18 protein-coding genes are annotated in these 16,318 nt (G+C 36.9%); 3 read left to right on the top strand and 15 right to left on the bottom strand.

The genetic code is table 11. The features are described 5' to 3' along the window. Positions 1 to 367: 367 nt before the first annotated feature. From QNH48_RS13550 to QNH48_RS13510, 9 genes are all read right to left on the bottom strand, one after another. On the bottom strand, positions 368 to 718 hold the full coding sequence (locus QNH48_RS13550) for a 2Fe-2S iron-sulfur cluster-binding protein (protein ID WP_283955380.1): 351 nt from the start codon (positions 716 to 718) through the stop codon (positions 368 to 370). A 164-nt stretch (positions 719 to 882) separates the two neighbouring features. Then, entirely contained in the window at positions 883 to 1,572 is a 690-nt protein-coding gene (locus QNH48_RS13545) for a GntR family transcriptional regulator (RefSeq protein WP_283955379.1), read from the bottom strand. A 38-nt stretch (positions 1,573 to 1,610) separates the two neighbouring features. Continuing rightward, the gene (locus QNH48_RS13540; protein WP_133371082.1) at positions 1,611 to 2,141 is read right to left on the bottom strand and encodes a chromate transporter; all 531 of its coding nucleotides are present in this window, start codon (positions 2,139 to 2,141) and stop codon (positions 1,611 to 1,613) included. Continuing rightward, on the bottom strand, positions 2,138 to 2,746 hold the full coding sequence (locus QNH48_RS13535) for a chromate transporter (protein ID WP_481858474.1): 609 nt from the start codon (positions 2,744 to 2,746) through the stop codon (positions 2,138 to 2,140). Before QNH48_RS13535 ends, QNH48_RS13540 begins: the two co-directional genes overlap by 4 nt. Positions 2,747 to 3,025: 279 nt before the next feature. Continuing rightward, a complete protein-coding gene (locus tag QNH48_RS13530) occupies positions 3,026 to 3,505 on the bottom strand; it encodes a GlcG/HbpS family heme-binding protein (protein ID WP_283955378.1) in 480 nt (159 codons plus the stop codon). A gap of 27 nt (positions 3,506 to 3,532) precedes the next feature. Continuing rightward, a complete protein-coding gene (locus tag QNH48_RS13525; protein ID WP_283955377.1) occupies positions 3,533 to 4,996 on the bottom strand; it encodes an aldehyde dehydrogenase family protein in 1,464 nt (487 codons plus the stop codon). A 378-nt stretch (positions 4,997 to 5,374) separates the two neighbouring features. Continuing rightward, the gene (locus QNH48_RS13520) at positions 5,375 to 6,106 is read right to left on the bottom strand and encodes an iron-containing redox enzyme family protein (RefSeq protein ID WP_133371086.1); all 732 of its coding nucleotides are present in this window, start codon (positions 6,104 to 6,106) and stop codon (positions 5,375 to 5,377) included. Between the two features lie 228 nt (positions 6,107 to 6,334). After that, positions 6,335 to 7,105, bottom strand: coding sequence for a creatininase family protein (locus QNH48_RS13515; RefSeq protein WP_283955375.1), 771 nt, complete (start codon positions 7,103 to 7,105; stop codon positions 6,335 to 6,337). Positions 7,106 to 7,174: 69 nt separating this feature from the next. Beyond that, a complete protein-coding gene (locus QNH48_RS13510; protein ID WP_283955374.1) occupies positions 7,175 to 7,504 on the bottom strand; it encodes a 2Fe-2S iron-sulfur cluster-binding protein in 330 nt (109 codons plus the stop codon). A gap of 259 nt (positions 7,505 to 7,763) precedes the next feature. On the opposite strand from QNH48_RS13510, the gene QNH48_RS13505 reads away from it, so the two are divergent. Together QNH48_RS13505 and QNH48_RS13500 are read left to right on the top strand one after the other, a co-directional pair. After that, entirely contained in the window at positions 7,764 to 8,099 is a 336-nt protein-coding gene (locus QNH48_RS13505; protein ID WP_283955373.1) for a hypothetical protein, read from the top strand. Positions 8,100 to 8,531: 432 nt separating this feature from the next. After that, a complete protein-coding gene (locus tag QNH48_RS13500; protein WP_283955372.1) occupies positions 8,532 to 9,920 on the top strand; it encodes a hypothetical protein in 1,389 nt (462 codons plus the stop codon). A 62-nt stretch (positions 9,921 to 9,982) separates the two neighbouring features. Here the strand turns inward: QNH48_RS13500 and QNH48_RS13495 are convergent, their stop codons facing one another. Further along, positions 9,983 to 10,672, bottom strand: a complete 690-nt coding sequence (locus QNH48_RS13495; protein ID WP_283955371.1) for an NAD(P)-binding domain-containing protein — start codon at positions 10,670 to 10,672, stop codon at positions 9,983 to 9,985. A gap of 170 nt (positions 10,673 to 10,842) precedes the next feature. Further along, entirely contained in the window at positions 10,843 to 12,291 is a 1,449-nt protein-coding gene (locus QNH48_RS13490) for a hypothetical protein (protein WP_283955370.1), read from the bottom strand. Positions 12,292 to 12,968: 677 nt separating this feature from the next. On the opposite strand from QNH48_RS13490, the gene nadX reads away from it, so the two are divergent. Then, on the top strand, positions 12,969 to 13,775 hold the full coding sequence (nadX, locus tag QNH48_RS13485) for an aspartate dehydrogenase (RefSeq protein ID WP_283955369.1): 807 nt from the start codon (positions 12,969 to 12,971) through the stop codon (positions 13,773 to 13,775). 57 nt (positions 13,776 to 13,832) lie between these two features. Here nadX and QNH48_RS13480 read toward each other — a convergent pair whose 3' ends face one another. From QNH48_RS13480 to QNH48_RS13465, 4 genes are all read right to left on the bottom strand, one after another. Further along, a complete protein-coding gene (locus QNH48_RS13480) occupies positions 13,833 to 14,498 on the bottom strand; it encodes a GntR family transcriptional regulator (RefSeq protein ID WP_283955368.1) in 666 nt (221 codons plus the stop codon). Between the two features lie 107 nt (positions 14,499 to 14,605). Further along, a complete protein-coding gene (gene yyaC / locus QNH48_RS13475) occupies positions 14,606 to 15,214 on the bottom strand; it encodes a spore protease YyaC (protein ID WP_283955367.1) in 609 nt (202 codons plus the stop codon). Between the two features lie 134 nt (positions 15,215 to 15,348). Next, the gene (locus QNH48_RS13470) at positions 15,349 to 15,531 is read right to left on the bottom strand and encodes a hypothetical protein (RefSeq protein ID WP_283955366.1); all 183 of its coding nucleotides are present in this window, start codon (positions 15,529 to 15,531) and stop codon (positions 15,349 to 15,351) included. A 91-nt stretch (positions 15,532 to 15,622) separates the two neighbouring features. Further along, positions 15,623 to 16,207, bottom strand: a complete 585-nt coding sequence (locus tag QNH48_RS13465) for a cysteine hydrolase family protein (protein WP_283955365.1) — start codon at positions 16,205 to 16,207, stop codon at positions 15,623 to 15,625. Positions 16,208 to 16,318 lie beyond the last annotated feature (111 nt).

Raw genomic sequence — 16,318 nt, 5'->3', positions numbered from 1 at the left:
AATGAGAACACTTACATTATATATACATTCCTTCATCAACATCAACAGAAAGACCGGCAAAAACTCTCTGAAGTCGAGTTTTTACCGGTCATAAATTGTATTTACTTCTATATCATATCCTCTGTTAACCTGATTTTTTACGGATACTCATGTATTGGTATTTTGTTGCTTTGTAGGTCTGATGCGTATAATATACTTTTGCAGATGCGGTGTTCTCACATAGCGTACACTTAATTTTAAATGGAGCTTTACGTATATGGGGAATTTCTAATACTGATATTGCTTCTTTCATATGCGTGTGACAAACCCACAATGTTCTCACCTCGAATGATATGATTTTTCTCAAATGGTCGATTGTATACCGTTTTTATTTATTCGCAGATACTTCCTGCTTTAGTTTATCAGGTTTTCTCATTTTTACTTGGTTGGTAATTTTCTCATCCCAAGAGATTTCTATATCTCCATTTGTAACAAAGGTCTGGCAGCCTAAGCGATACCCTTTCTCTAGCCATTCCTCTCCCAATTTCCTTCTTTCCTGAATTTTAACATTGTCAAGGAATTCAGACCCTTCTTCTGCCTTAAAAACGCAAGTGCCGCAAATTCCTCCTCCACATCGATTCGGTAGCTCTCCATCATAGCGAAGTGACATTCTTAAAATATTCGAATCCTCTGGAACTTCTAACTGTTTATTACTATTAATAAATCGAATGATTGGCATCTATGAATTCCTCCTCGAAATGTTCTTCTTGGTATACAATATACCATATATTTAATTTTCAGACAATGTGTATATTTAAAATTTTCTAATTATTTTATATTTTTTTTAGAATCTAGTAAATAGGATAAAAATAAAACAGGCTGCTTGGAATATAGCTGCCTGCCTCAACTTTTACTTCTAAGTAGCTTTTCTTGTAGACTTTCCATATAGGTAATATATGCTTTTTTTGAATTCTCTATATGAATCCTCATCAAGAATTCAGCCATTTCCGTTTCCTGATTACGTAATGCCTTCATAATATCTATATGTTCCTTTAAAGATACTTTCCTTCTGCCAGGTGTCTCATAGCCCATATTCGCTGCCATATGAATATAGTCTATTAAACCGGAAAGAATTTCTAGTAATTTCGGACTTTTCGATGCTTTGTTTATTAAATGATTCATTTTAATATGTTCAAAATTAAAGTTTTCTTCTTCATTCTCTTGAATTTCCATCAATTCTTTTATTTTTTGATCCAATTCATTTTTAGTCTCTTGATCCATTCTTTGCGAAGCTAATTTAACGGCAAGGACTTCTAAAGAAGCAAGAATCGTAAAAACCTCAATGACCTCATTTACCGAAATATTGGTAAGTACCACGCCTTTCCTAGGAACGGTTTTCACAAAGCCTTGTGATTCCAGCCGGAACAAAGCCTCCCTTATTGGCGTCCGGCTTATTTTTAATTTAGCTGCCAGCTCTCTCTCAATTAAACGATCGCCAGCCTTAAACTCACCCTCGAGGATCATCTTTTTTAAATAGAGATAGGCATGTTCTCTAATTGATAATAGATTATTTTCCTCCCATTTCACTTCCATCCTTCCACCTCCTAATTTAATTTGATTATTTTCCTAGATTAAGATAGAAAGATCCCCCCATAAAGGAGTGCTCCAATAATTACAAAAGATGGATGAACCTTTAATTTGCTCAAGGTGAAAAAGCTAAGCACAGCTAGAAGCACTAGGTGAAATACTCCACTATTTTCAAAGGCTGTTAAAAAGAATTGATAAGCCATTACTGCAAGTAAGATCGCGATAATTGGCTGAACAGATTTTGTCATAAGCTTTACTTTTGGGGAATCCTTAAATAAATTCACAAACTTAAACAACAAAATAACAGCGATAGCTGATGGAAGAATCGTAGCAGCAAGTGCAACAATCGAACCTAGAATGCCACCTACTTCATAGCCGATAAAACCTGCCATCTTTGTTGCAATTGGACCAGGTAACGCATTGGCAATGGCTAACAGGTCGCCGAACTCGGATAGCGTCATCCAGTCTTGTTCGTTGACTACTTCGATTTGTATTAAAGGGATGGTAGCCGGTCCGCCTCCGTATCCCAAAAGATTCGCAATAAGAAACGACCAAAATATTTCAAAATAGATCATGAGCTTTTCTCCTTTAGTTCAACTACATCTTTTGGAGGAGTATTTGCAGCCTTTTCTTTACGGCTAGCAATGAAAAAGGCAGAAATTAAAAATGCGGCAATTAGAATTCCTGGATGAAGTCCGACCAATTGGATAAGGATGAAAGAAATGGCTGAGAACAATAACATCTTCGATAAACCCAAACCTTTTTTGCCATTTTGGAAAAAACGATAAGCCATTTCCGCAAGCATGTACCCTATTACAGGCGTAACCCCTTGAACCATGCCGCCTACTATAGGAGAATTACTAAATGAATAAAGGACTCCTAACAAACCAAGCATGGCAATGACGGAAGGAAGAACATGGGTCAAAATGGCTACCACAGCCCCTAAGTTTCCTTTCACTTTATAACCGATATAGGCGGCCATTTTTGTAGCAATAGGGCCAGGAAGCGTATTTGCCAGCGCCAAAACTTCGCCGAATTCTTCCTCTGACATCCATTTATATTTTTTCACAGCCTCGAATTCGATTAACGGGATGGTTGAAGGTCCTCCTCCATAGCCAGTAACTCCGGTGCGCGCAAATCCAATGGCTAATTCCAAAAATTTATTCAATTGATTCTCCATCCTTCCTTTGTAGCTAGCCTTTGAAGTGTTAATACTATTTAAGGACCTCATTTTTCCTTGTTGGAAAATGGATGAGGTCCCATTTTTTTGATACTTCGGCTGTGTTAGACTAGGCTGTTGATTTACGATCCAGGCGCTATACTTTCCGCGGGCTCGCCCGTGAGACTCCTCACAGCTTCGCTCCTGCGGGGTCTCACTCAGCTCGTGCATCCCGCAGGAGTCAAGCGCCTTCCTCTCCAATCAACAGGTTCTTAAATCATCAGTATCCATTAACACATCCTAAATTTTAATATCCGCCTGTGTTAATACCGAAAGGCCATCACTTTCTACATGCTTTCGCAAGGCTTCGAGTGCTGCGGTTCCGACGGCTATATCCTGCTCTCCGTTTCCTCCGCTTACGCCTACTCCTCCAACCACTTCACCATTCACAACAATTGGGAATCCGCCAACAAAAATGGCGAATTTTCCTGGCAGCATCTGTTGAATCCCAAATGCTTCGTTGCCTGGTAATGCAGGACCATTTGGCTCTTTATTAAATAAATGAGTAGAACGTTTATGACCAGAAGCCGTGTAGGCTTTCGCAATTGCAATTTCTGGACCGGTGATTCTCGCTCCATTCATTCTTTCAAGAGCGATTAAATTCCCTCCGTCATCTACAATGGCGATGGTTTCCAGCACATTGATGTCCTCTGATTTCTTCTTAGCAGCTTCAATCATTAATTTCACTTCTTCTAGTTCTAATTTTAAGATGGTTTTCATTTATTTATTCTCCTCAAACTTTCTAATTTAATATCCGATATAAACGGTCTTTAATTGCGTAAAAAATTCCAAACCAACTCTTCCGGATTCGCGGAATGTTGATGTACTTGATTTTTTCAGCCCGCCAAATGGAGCATTCATTAAATTACCAGTGGTGGTTCGATTGACCTTTACGGTTCCGGCTTGAATATCTTTTGTAAATTTAGAAGCGATTTTCAGACTATCTGTAACAATCGCAGCCGCCAAACCATATTCAACATCATTTGCAACCTGAATGGCCTCTTCATATGTATCGACTTCCAAGATCGCCACTACAGGACCGAAGATTTCTTCCTTTGCAATTCGATGATCAGGTTTTACATTGATAAAGATTGCCGGCTGAACATAATACCCCTGTTGATACTTACCTTTTGTTAGTTGTTCACCGCCAAACAGCAATGCTGCTCCATCTTCTTTCCCATACTCAATGTACTTCAGGACATTTTTCAATTGCTTTTCATTTGCCAGAGGCCCGATTTTCACGCCTTCTTCAAAGCCATTTCCTATTTTTAACGCGCTTGTTTTTTCAATTAGTTTTTGGACAAATTGTTCTTTTACACTTTTTAATACGATTACCCGACTTGTTCCCGTACACGCCTGCCCAGTTAAGGAGAAAGCACCGTTAATCGTTAAAGTAGCTGCTAGCTCAATATCTGCATCATCCATGACGATTAAAGGATTTTTTCCACCCAGCTCCATTTGTGTCCGAGTGGTGAAAGAGGATTTTTTGTGGATATCTTCCCCCGCAGCAGTCGAACCGGTAAACGTAATCGCCTTAATGGCAGGATGGGAAACCAAAGAATCGCCTACTTCTGAAGCCTTCCCTGTCACAAAATTCATGACACCTCTAGGTATACCAGCCTGATGTAGTGCTTCAACAAGACGCAAAGCAATTAATGGTGTATCGGAAGAAGGTTTAAAAACCACCGTATTACCTGTGATTAATGCAGGTGCAATCTTTCTTGCAGGAATGGAAAGCGGAAAATTCCATGGCGTAATGACACTAATTACCCCAAGTGGTTCTCTTTCTGTTATAACTTTCATATCTGGATCATCATTTGGATAGGTTTCTCCTGTTATCGTCTGTCCTTCAACGGCATAAAAGCGGAGAGTTTGTGCTGACCGAATTACTTCATTCTTAGCATCGGTAACATGCTTACCTTCTTCCCTTGTCAACTCTTCTGCGTATTGATCAGCATTTTCTTCCAAAATGCTTGCTGCTTTATTTAAGATCGCTGCACGTTTTGATGGGGATGTCTTTGCCCAATTTGGAAATGCAGCTTGAGCTGCTTCTATGGCTGCTAGGACATCTTGCTCATTGGAGGCTTGGAAAGCTCCGACAATGTCTTCTGTATTTGCTGGATTCACACTTACAAACTGTTTTTGGCTGACTGATGCCTGCCATTCACCATTTATATAGTTATTGAACGTTTTCACTTTTGTTGTTAACAAACGATCACCTTTTTCTTTTTTAATGGCTTTTTTATTAAACTTTGTTGTTTTTGTACAAAATCCTAGATTAAGGACTAATCCTTCTGAGGGTCGTGCGATTAGTCTTCAAGGCCTTGGATTAAGGACTATCCCTCTGACGGTTCGTGTGATTTGTCCTCAAGACCCTGGATTAACGACTAATGCTTCTAACTGGCCGTGTGATTTGTCCTCAAGACCCTTTATTAAACATCAATCTATGCGAATACAGCATTTTTAATAGAAAATGGCCGTCATTTAGAACCTCGATTTTTCAAGATTAATATGACGGCCAGGAAAGATAGATTCTATCAATGGGTGTTATCCCAAGGAATTCCATCTATTTGTATGAAACTAAGTATTTTAGTTGGTTTGAACTAAAGACCCTAAGTCTTGCTCAAGATACTCTCTCCATAAACCATCCATGTACATACGGCGCATTTTAGCACCTACTCTTACAATTTCAAGACAACGTTGCTGTAATTCTGGAGTATCAGCGTGGTCAAGAACAATCTTATATCCACGTTCACCATGAATTTCATCTGAAACAATGTGTAGGTCGAAGAATTCAATTTCCTCATCCGTAAATCCATATTGAGCACGTAATGCTGGTGTTTGTTTTCTATAGATATCAGGTACTTGTGATTCTAAACCAACTACAAGTGCAGCTGTTGCAACAACAAAGTTTTCACGTGCTGCTACTGCGAAGCACCAGCTTTGAAGACCTAAAGTTGTCGGCGCCATATTTTCTGGGTTAATGATTCGTTCAGCAGTTGTACCGCACGCTTCTGCAAAACGAATTAATAAATCAGTATGACGATCTGCTGCAATTTCCTCTTCATACATGTTTTGTAATGTGAAGTCTTTAGCAGCTGCAAATTTTGGATCGGATGGAGTATTGTGATAGATGTATGATAGGTAGTCCGCGAAAGGTCCTACATAGTGATAATGATTTTCTGCCCATCTTGCAAAGTGCTTTCTTTCTAGTTTTCCTTCAGCCCAAGCGACTGTAAATGGAGCCTTCTGGCTATGATTACCTTTAATTGCTTCTTCTAGTTCTTTACGGAATTCGTCTTTTGATAATAATTCTGTCATTTTAACTCCTCCTGTTTCCTGGGCATTCGTTGCCGTTTTTTGTATTTGATATTTTGTATACCAAAATACTTGTAAAAAATTAGAGAATGTAAGTGCTTACTCTCTATGTATTTTGATTAATTGTATTTGGTATACCTTAATGAAAATATTAACCTATTATTTTTTATTTGTAAATACAATTTTTAGAATTTTTTAAAGTATCAATTAAATAATTGTTAGAAAGCCTGTTTATCTATAAACATCCTTATTTATTTTTAATACACTGTAGAGATCTTTAGAGAGATTTTCCAATGCTTCTTCTACAATCTGTTGTCCCAATTCGAAGCTTGCTTGTGTCGCATCTCCTATACAGCCATTTTGGGTCATTTCTTCATAGAAATAAAATCCTTGAATCGCCTTTCCTGGTCGAAGCTGCTTCCATCTTCCAAGTTCTTGTATATCGCCTTTCTCAAGTTGATTAAGCCTTACAAGCTCTGGAGCTAAATACAAAGCTTCAGATACCTCTCTTTCGCAGCTGTGTCCAAACAATGGGGATTTGATATATTCACCAATTGTTTGTTTAGCTGAGGCTGTGGTTTTCGCATAATAAATGTCAACATTCAATTCTTTCGTCAAAGTCATTGATGCAACATTCAAGGTTGATTGGTTGCCGCCATGTGAATTTAACAATAAAATTTTTTTAATTCCATGATGACTTAGGGATTCAATCATATCCCTTAAGATTGAAATCAATGTATCTGGCTGCAGTGAAATCGTTCCAGGAAAGTTCATATGGTGTGGTGAGACCCCCATATTAACGGTCGGAGTAACCCATGCATGAGGATACATTTTTTGGCCTAGTTTTTCTGCCATCTTTTCCGCCAATACAGCGTCACAGCTTTCTGCCATATGTGGTCCATGTTGTTCATGGGCTCCAATTGGAATGATAGCAAACGTAACCGTCTTTAACGACTCTTCTACTTCCTTCCACGTCATTTTTGTTAGATTATAACAATCCAATAAAATCCCCTCCCTCTATCCGAATCATTTCGGTTTTTTGTATACCAACGATACTTTTAAAAAAATCTACTATCGCAGTGTAGCAGATTGCTTCTTTGGCGGTTGAATGGAGATGTTTTCTTGAGAAATTTCGATATCCTTTTCGATCGTTAATTGGCAGGTTAAGCGATATCCTTCCTCCACCTTGTCACCTAACATTTTTATTTCTTTCCAATTTGGCGGTGCAATGGATTCTCCACCACTGATCACACGGCATGTGCATTTGGTGCATCTACCCATTCCACAACCATACTTTAATTGAGGAAATTGTCGGATACCTGCTAAAACTACTAGATTCGCATTATCCTTTACTTGCTGTTCAACTACAGTTCCATCCACATGAAGAATTACTTTTGGCATAAAATATCCCCTTTCAGTATAGAACAAAGAATTTGATGCTTTTTTAGAATTATACAATCATTCTACGTAAGATGAAAAGAAGTTTTTACAATTTTTTAAAAAATTAGAATATACCATTGAACATTTTGATAACTTAAGATAAACTACTGATAAGGTATTTGGTATACAAAATATCATTGTGAGGGGTGGTCATTACATACATACTTTTTAGGAACTATTTCTATTAAGAAGAAAAAATAATTTATAGGGAGTGTTTATAATGGGGAACTATATTGTACTAACAAATAAAGAAACTTTTCAAACCATTCTTGATAATGAAGGACTAGAGACTGTTGAGACCTATAACTTTTATTTTTTTGATAAATTAAAAGCAAAATATACGATTGCAAAAGTAATCGATGAAAATATTAAGATCCAATTATATGAAGAATTTGAAGGAAAAGAATATGTAAACCACATTGCTGTTAAGTTTTTCGAAAGATTTGAAACGATTGGAGCAGCACGCGAAGAATTGAATGAAATTGTAAAAGCATCTGGAAATAGTGAAGATTCCATTCATTCCAAGCTGGTGAAATCAACTGAAGTAGCAATATAAGATAATAGAATAATAAACTTTTCTTGTAAAAACCGGAGCAGAACCATCTCATCTCCGGTTTCTTTTTTGATAAATTTTTGAGAACGATAAAAAACCGCCACTATGTGACGGTTATATCTATTATTATTGGAAGGAAGTTTAAAAATTTAATGTTTTTCTTAAACGCGCTAACTTCTTTTCAGCTTTTTCCAGAGCCTTCTTTGATCCAAAAAGAAAATTAAACATCCCTATTCCCCCTATTAATCATCATGTTATTGCTTACCCTTATTGTATTATGATATTGAAGAAATTACAACTAAATTGTATACCAAATACCAATAAAATAGTGTATAATATGTATAAAAGGTGAACAAATCCTTGGTTTGGTATACCAAAATAATATAGATTACCAGTTTAGGAAATTTACCAAATACTAAAAAGCAGGGTGTTGCTATGTTAAGATTCATATTTTTATTTGTTATTTTCATGTATTTATTATCTATTTTGCTGCCTCAACTAGATTTTAGTGTCCTGCTATCAATTCTATGTTTTATTATTGTATTTTGTACGTTTTTTCTTGCAAAGCGCTCCGTTCAGATATTAGGAGGCGCATTCCTGCTCTTAGGGATCGCGCTGCTATGGAAAGCGGAAGCACAATGGTATCAGTACATATTATCATTTGGACCCATGCTTGACTTGATTACTTTATTTACCTTAGTCCCTATATTAGGAATCCCCATTAAATTAGGTGGATATAGCGGCGGTATCCAAACGATTATTCAAAAAAAGGTAAACAATTCTGGACAGCTATATATCATAACCTCTGGTATTTCCTATTTTTTTAGCATTTTTATGAATCTCGCTACTTTGCCAATGACCTATTATTCGATACGTCCATCATTGAACATGTTTTCAGTCGAGAATAAAGAACGGTTCATGAGTAGAGCGATTACTAGAGGTTTTGCCATGCCGTTGCTGTGGGCACCGGTCACCCCTATCGTAGGTATTGTTATCTCTGTAACCGAAGTACGCTGGATCTCCATTTTACCCTATGTGATTCCACTTAGCATACTAGGCTTGGGGATGGATTGGTTTATTGGAGCCCGGAGAGCTAAAAAGATGCATACTTCTGTTCAAGACGTATCATCTGCTCATGAAACAGCGGCAACGATTGAACAGGGTCAAGTGAACTCTCCTATCAGGATACTGCAAATTTTCTTAGCCATTCTTATTTTTGTTATTGCCATATCTATTGCTGAATCACTGTTTCACTATTCGTTTTTAATTCTTGTCTCTTTCCTTGTGATTCCATTTGCATTGGTTTGGTCCCTATTCCTAAAAAAAGGAACAGAATTTGGCAGTCAATTACTGAAGCATTTTCATTCCTTTTCAATCAGTATGAAGGATCAATTTTTTATTTTTCTATCGGCTGGTTTTTTTATCTCGACAATCACGATCTCCCATACTAATGAATGGTTGAATGATTGGATTTTGACGTTTATTGACGTGGCTGGTGTGGAAATCTTTATGATTTTACTTCCCTTGGTACCTTTAGCTTTTGCCTTTTTAGGTCTTCATCCTGCCGTTTCCCTGGCACTAATGACAGGAGGCTTGGACATATCTGCTCTTGGACTTAATCCACACATTCTAACAGTGGCCATGTTGGCTGGTGCGGTCGCTTCCTTCTTAGTAGGTCCTTATAACGCGACATTAGGCCTTATGTCGAATCTAGTAAAAGATACCTCTTATAAAGTATCAAATTGGAATATTGCCTTTACCTCATCTTATATCATCATTGTTATGCTTTACTTGATTCTCTTGCAAGTTTTTACTGGCTTATAAGGAATTAATACAATCAAAAAACCAGGAGCTAAGAATGCAGCACCTGGTTTTTTTGAATTCATTTAATCTTCTTCTGACTGGATTTCTTTTATAATTTCCTTTGCAAAGTGACCAAGGGTCCCGTTACTATAAGAACGGATTACCTCAGGTGCAAGGGATGTTAAAGCTCTGTTGAGATATTCTGGCGATAAACCTCTTTTGGAAAATTCTTCCTCTAAATTTATGGCTGTTTTTAATGCGAAATAAGTGGCTAATTTGTTTACCTCTGTTAAACAATTTTCACTATCTATTCTTACCTTTCCAAGATACTGAAAAAGTTCTTCTATGTTTTTTGATAAAGCAGCCTCTGAAATAAACAAGCCATTTCCATGTTCTAGTAGGTCTTTTCCATGCCCCATATACTTTACTCCATAAACATTGAATGATGGAAACTTAGCTATAATCTCGTTTGTAGGAAGGTTAGTTGCCATATTGATAATATCAGGTGACTTCTCGGAATTGCTTTGAATCGATAGACTTGAGATAAATGGGATAACCTCCATTGCTGGTAATGCTAGAATAAGGATATCTAATTCCTTTAATTCGCTTTCCTTTAGTATATAAACATGTTGAAAATATGGAACAAGTTGTTCTGCTTTTGTTTCCATGGGGTGGTATATCCCTATTGTTATTCCTTTTTTATCCCAGTGAGTCAGCATCGCCGTGCCGAGTTTACCAATACCCACTAAACCAATCCTTTTCTGTCCCATCATTTTTCCCCTTTCTTTTTACCATCCTATGTATTCCGTCTTTCCAAAACCCCTAACTTCAACTAAAATAATAAAGCTATTCCAAAAATCAGTTTCTATCTGACTTTTGAAATAGCCCGGTATTTAATCACAAACCTTCCCTTATCTAAGAGATCGGTCAAAACACTATCAGTCTACCAAATTATTACGGCTAAAATAGTTGCTATGATTAGTCCTGTAATTACTGGGAAGAAGTTTTTCCTGGCTAGTTCTAATGGTGAGACCTGAAGGAAGCCGGCTACTGCTACGAGAGATGACCAGGCAATAAGTGTGCCTCCACCGCTCCATACCGCACCCATTTGTCCAATAGCTGCCAATGTTCCAGCATCGATGTTACTTCCAGGGGCTATCGCACCAGATAAAGCGCCGGTTAAAGGAAGCCCAGCAAAACCGGAACCATCTAATCCTGTAATAATCCCTATGATCAATATACTAAACGCTGCAATAGAAGGACTTTGCGGTATATAGTTTTGTCCTGCTTGAATTAAATCAAATAGAAATGCTGGTTTTGCTGCCTCTTCACCTAAGGAAAGGATAGACGCTGAAAAATCTCCACTACCCATAAAGAAGTATCCTGCAATGGGAATCACTGGTGCCATTGCACGAAATGCAAAAACAAAACCTTCGGTAAGATGCTCGCTTATTTTTTCGAGTGCATGCATACGGTTGAAAGCAATTGTGGCCAATACTAATAGGATGGTTGCAACCCCGCCAATAAATGCTGCACCGTCTCCTCCCTCAAATCCCGCTCCATTACCAAGTTTGGTCTGGAACATAAAGATCATAACAGCCAACATCGCTAAAGGTACAATGATTGCAAATATTTTACCCCATTTTTCTTTTATCTGGAGTATTTTAGCACTTTCATCTACAGTAGCAGCAAGCTCCTGGTTTACTTCAAAGAATGCTTTTGCTTCTTTATTCACTTCAGTAGCAGATCCAGATCTTTTCGTAATCGCTTTTCGATGCGTGACATAGACAATCGCTAGAGAACTTATTCCGGTAATGAGAGAAAGAATGAATGCTTTGTCTGAAACTAAAGCTTTATCAATTCCTGCCGCTTTTGCACTAAGCATTGGCGCAACTTGCATAATATAGTCGGATGAAAGTGCCATTCCCTGACCTGCGATACAAATAACCATGGCTGATGTCATCACTGGTAAACCCGCACTTACTGCAGCAGGTACTAACAAAGCACAAATCAGTGGAACCGCTGGCGTTGGCCAGAAGAAGAGGGAAATCACATAGGTCGTGACCATTAAAACGAGATAAGAGACATGTCCGTTTACCATTATTTTTTGAATAGGTACGACCATCTTTTTATCTGCACCTAGATCCTTCAAAGAATTAAGGAGACCTATCATAATCGAAATAATTAGGAAAATACTGAATAGCTCCTTAGCTGCAACGAGGTTTGCGTTAAAGACTGCTTGAAACCCTGCTATAAAACTCCCTTTATACACTGCTGCTATTACAAAGGTACCAATAATGAGAGGTAAAACAATTCCTTTTCTAAAGAGCATGATAACAATTACGGATACAGTGACAAATAGATATACCCAATGAGCTAATGTTAATTCCATATATTCCCCTCCGACACTCCGCATTTTTTTGTTTCAGGTTCCATTTATGGATGGCAAGCGTTTTTAAATTTGCAAAGTTTATGAGGTACTGAATATGCCGTCTATCAAATTTATGTATTCCCTCACTTAAAAGATAGGTCCATCGATTCTTGCCAATTTACAAGATTTGTACATTGTGCATTGTAGATTGTATACCATAGTAATATAAAAGTTTCCCTCTTTTTAAAAAAAATAATGAGTTCTTACTTAATCAAGTTGCAAACGTATAATTCGCAACCAATCTAAGATAACGCTTTCATATTTTATTTAACTCGTAACCACCTCCCAGTTATCACTATTCACACCTTATTAAACATAATAACATCATTACTTTAATCGTGCAAATAATTTTAAATATTTAGATATTTTTGTATTTTAAAACTACTCTATTGCTAATATTCAGAGATTTCGGTACAATAAAGTGAAAAAATCGGTATATCGTATACCAAATTTTTAATACAATATTTCCCATCCCTCCTTTCTATCCTATGTTTTACTCGCAAGCAACCTTTTATTACGTTTACGATAGCATGGATTACTATTTTATACTAGAAAGTTGTGAGGATATCTAACAGAGTTTTTACTATGTTATCATTATTAATCTTTTAAAATATCAAATAATTTGAGGTGGTTTTATCATGCTAAAAGCTGGAATCATTGGTTATGGAACAATAGGAAAGAGTATTGCGGAACTAATTCAAACACAACAAGCTGGTGACATTGAACTGCAAAGCGTACTTGTCAGGAACCCAAATAGAACTGAGGAGCTATCGAGGCTGACTTTTGCTATCACGAACGATGAAGAGTTTTTTTTCAATCAAGATTTAGATATTGTCATCGAGGCTGCTGGCCATCATGCTTTACAATTATACGGAAAAAAAGCCTTGGAAACTGGAAGTCATTTAGTCGTCATTTCGGTAGGAGCGCTAGCTGACAATGAGCTTTTGGAATCCTTACATAAAACCGCACAAGAAAACAACAAACAAATTCTAATTCCGTCAGCTGCTATTGGTGGTTTAGATAGAATTGCTGCTGGTGTTTTAGGTGAAATTGAAGAGATTACCCTTATTACGAGGAAGCCTGTAAAAAGTTGGTACGGAACCATTGCGGAAGAAAAAGTTAATCTAGAAACGATTTCTGAGCCATATTGTATCTTTGAAGGGAATGCCAGAAATGCTTCGAAATTATTCCCTGAGAATGTCAACGTATCCGCTACATTAAGTTTAGCAGGAATAGGTTTCGAAAAAACAAATGTTCAAGTTTACGTAGATCCCACCATTCAGCGTAATATTCATACCATTAAGGCTAAAGGTTTTTTTGGAGAAATCGAAATATCTGTTCAAAATCAACCATACCAGCAAAATCCTAAATCCAGTCCCATTGTAGCGATGAGTGTCGCTAAGGTGTTAAAAAACTTAACCTCTTCCATCGTTATCGGAGTATAAACAAATAAAGAAAGAGCTAGAGTTTAACTTAGCTCTTTCTTTTATTTGTTTATTTCCTTATCCCTTTTTAACAGATTCAATGTAAGCTTTTCTTGCATTTTCAATATGAATTTTTGTAAGAAATTCTGCCATTTCTGTTTCTTGATTTACAATGGCTTCCATAATTTTTATATGCTCTTCCATTGCCTGTTCTGCTCTTCCGAACTTTTTATGGCCAAGCTTTGCGAATGCTTTTATATAATCCGATAATCCACTTAGAATCTCATATAGTTTAGTATTCTTTGCAGCACTGTATAACAGATGATTTATTTCAAAGTGTATATCTGCGTAATCTGATTCTCTCTTATCTTGCAAGGCAGCTTCCACTTTTTTAATACATTCAATAAATTTACTTTTTGTTACGTCGTCTAACTTCTGTACAGCTAATTTTGCTGCCAATACTTCAAGGGATGCAAGAATTGTAAATACCTCAATGATTTCTTTTTCCGAGATATCTGAAACAATTACACCTTTTCTAGGTACGGTTTTCACAAACCCTTGTGATTCTAGGCGAAATAATGCTTCACGAATAGGTGTCCGACTAATATTCAGTCTTTCTGCAAGCTCCCTTTCCACCAATCGATCGCCTGCTTTAAACTCTCCTTCTAAAATCAAATCTTTAATGTGGATATAAACCCTCTCGCGAATCGAGATTAAATTATCCTCCGTCCAGTTACTTACCATATTTCCTCCCTCTTCCTACTCGGTATACTTAATACCAATTATAACATTTTTTAGGCATTTTTCCCTAACAGGAAGATTTTCTGATACGCTTCTTACTAAAGGAAACATTACGTTACTTGGTCATTTTGAAGGTTCCTAACCTCAAATGCAGCCCTGGTGATAATCTCTGTTACTATTTCCGCAAGAATTTTAACGGTATACAAACGTGTGCTATTTAGAGACTGGACCGGTGAGATGGGATCCAAATAATTGACGATTGCCTTCAAGTGGTAATGACCCACACTTGGTAATACGTTATTTACCGCATTTCCTGGGATAAAGGCTCCCTCTTTTATAAAAACGGACCCTATTTTCTCTTCATCACCCAAACAAGCGTCGATTCCAAAAATAAAAGGTTCTTCATATCTTTGATGAATATCCTTGATAACTTTCTTTATATTTAGCGCATGAACGGGCTGTTCGAGTGTTCCATAGACTGGAAAAGGAATATTTTTTTCCTTCAGCATGCTCCCCACCAATGGCCCAAGTGCATCACCTGTGGACCGATCTGTTCCAACACATAAAAAAACTATTTCCTTAGAAGTTTCGCAAAGTACTTCCTTTAGTATGGTTGAAATTCTTTCAATTTCGGATTCTTTCGTACCTTTTTGTATGGACATAACATTCGAACTTTCTATCCTGTCTTTATTTTTCCTTTTGAAAATAAATGACCACATCTTCATCCAACTCCTAAATTTTATATTGGATAGAGTGTCGATAAATACGATTCTAAAGTAATTTTAGCTGAAAAATAAAATTTTTTCATATGAAAAATGTATTTTTACTAAGAATTATTTATTTTCTGAATTAATTAATGCAATTGCCTAAAGTAATGCATCAGTTCTTTTTCAGAGAGAATGATTTTGCCGTCTAAATTCATGGTTTGCAGCACGAATTCCTTTACACCAATAAACTCTGATTCTGCGATAAGAAAGAAAATGGTTCCTTTCTTATGAATACCTCTGTAATTCTTTATTAATTTATACCGCTTCATTAAATTGTCCCTCAATCTGTGTGATTGATAGTTATTTTACAGTCCGATCCTAAATCACACAAGAAAAAAAGAGCAGCTGCACACTGCTCTTCTACAGATTAGGGTTTAGCTGCTGAATCTGCGCCAAAACCTCATTGGTATTAACAATCGTTGCAAACTCCTTATGTAAAGCTGCAATTTCATACGTATGTACTTCATCCGGATTACGGGTAGTCCCATTATGGTCGGTTATTTCATATGCAGCAGTTGCATCTTCTACAAGAAACGTTTCGAATCCTAAATTTCCACTCATTCTTGTGGTCGTAGAAACACAGTGTTGTGTTGATAAACCTGTAATCATTACTGAAGTAATCCGTTTATCTCTTAAGTACGATTCTAATTCTGTCCCAATAAACGCACTATTAACATTCTTTTGAAAAACAACCTCTTGCGGTAAAGGTTTAATAATTTCTTTGAATTCAACACCTGTTCTATTCTGGTAATTGAGAGGTGATTTAGGCAATAACGATAAATGCTGTGAATAAATGACCTCCCAGCCCCGTTTTCTCCACTCAGTTAAAAGCTTTAAAATATTCTCCTCTGCTTGAGGATTGTTACGGTCCCCCCAAAAGGGATCATCAAAACCTTTTTGAACATCTAAGACTAATAAAGCAGGTGGTTTTAATAATGTCTTCATTTTATCAAAGTCTCCATTTTTATTGAATTTGCGAGCATGTACCGGTTTAAATATACACCCCTTTATCATTCATAGAGTTACCCAAATTAAAGTAAGATATTTAACATGCAT

Origin of the sequence: Neobacillus sp. YX16, from assembly GCF_030123505.1 — a bacterium.
In the GTDB taxonomy this organism is placed as follows: domain Bacteria; phylum Bacillota; class Bacilli; order Bacillales; family Cytobacillaceae; genus Neobacillus.
This window is presented reverse-complemented; position numbering and strand designations above follow the sequence as displayed.

Bases quoted from the DNA above. Each gene is read 5' to 3' on its own strand.
- QNH48_RS13550 (WP_283955380.1), bottom strand. From the start codon at position 718: ATGCCAATCATTCGATTTATTAATAGTAATAAACAGTTAGAAGTTCCA.
- QNH48_RS13545 (WP_283955379.1), bottom strand. From the start codon at position 1,572: ATGGAAGTGAAATGGGAGGAAAATAATCTATTATCAATTAGAGAACAT.
- QNH48_RS13540 (WP_133371082.1), bottom strand. From the start codon at position 2,141: ATGATCTATTTTGAAATATTTTGGTCGTTTCTTATTGCGAATCTTTTG.
- QNH48_RS13535 (WP_481858474.1), bottom strand. From the start codon at position 2,746: ATGGAGAATCAATTGAATAAATTTTTGGAATTAGCCATTGGATTTGCG.
- QNH48_RS13530 (WP_283955378.1), bottom strand. From the start codon at position 3,505: ATGAAAACCATCTTAAAATTAGAACTAGAAGAAGTGAAATTAATGATT.
- QNH48_RS13520 (WP_133371086.1), bottom strand. From the start codon at position 6,106: ATGACAGAATTATTATCAAAAGACGAATTCCGTAAAGAACTAGAAGAA.
- QNH48_RS13510 (WP_283955374.1), bottom strand. From the start codon at position 7,504: ATGCCAAAAGTAATTCTTCATGTGGATGGAACTGTAGTTGAACAGCAA.
- QNH48_RS13505 (WP_283955373.1), top strand. From the start codon at position 7,764: ATGGGGAACTATATTGTACTAACAAATAAAGAAACTTTTCAAACCATT.
- QNH48_RS13500 (WP_283955372.1), top strand. From the start codon at position 8,532: ATGTTAAGATTCATATTTTTATTTGTTATTTTCATGTATTTATTATCT.
- QNH48_RS13495 (WP_283955371.1), bottom strand. From the start codon at position 10,672: ATGATGGGACAGAAAAGGATTGGTTTAGTGGGTATTGGTAAACTCGGC.
- QNH48_RS13490 (WP_283955370.1), bottom strand. From the start codon at position 12,291: ATGGAATTAACATTAGCTCATTGGGTATATCTATTTGTCACTGTATCC.
- nadX (WP_283955369.1), top strand. From the start codon at position 12,969: ATGCTAAAAGCTGGAATCATTGGTTATGGAACAATAGGAAAGAGTATT.
- QNH48_RS13480 (WP_283955368.1), bottom strand. From the start codon at position 14,498: ATGGTAAGTAACTGGACGGAGGATAATTTAATCTCGATTCGCGAGAGG.
- yyaC (WP_283955367.1), bottom strand. From the start codon at position 15,214: ATGTGGTCATTTATTTTCAAAAGGAAAAATAAAGACAGGATAGAAAGT.
- QNH48_RS13470 (WP_283955366.1), bottom strand. From the start codon at position 15,531: ATGAAGCGGTATAAATTAATAAAGAATTACAGAGGTATTCATAAGAAA.
- QNH48_RS13465 (WP_283955365.1), bottom strand. From the start codon at position 16,207: ATGAAGACATTATTAAAACCACCTGCTTTATTAGTCTTAGATGTTCAA.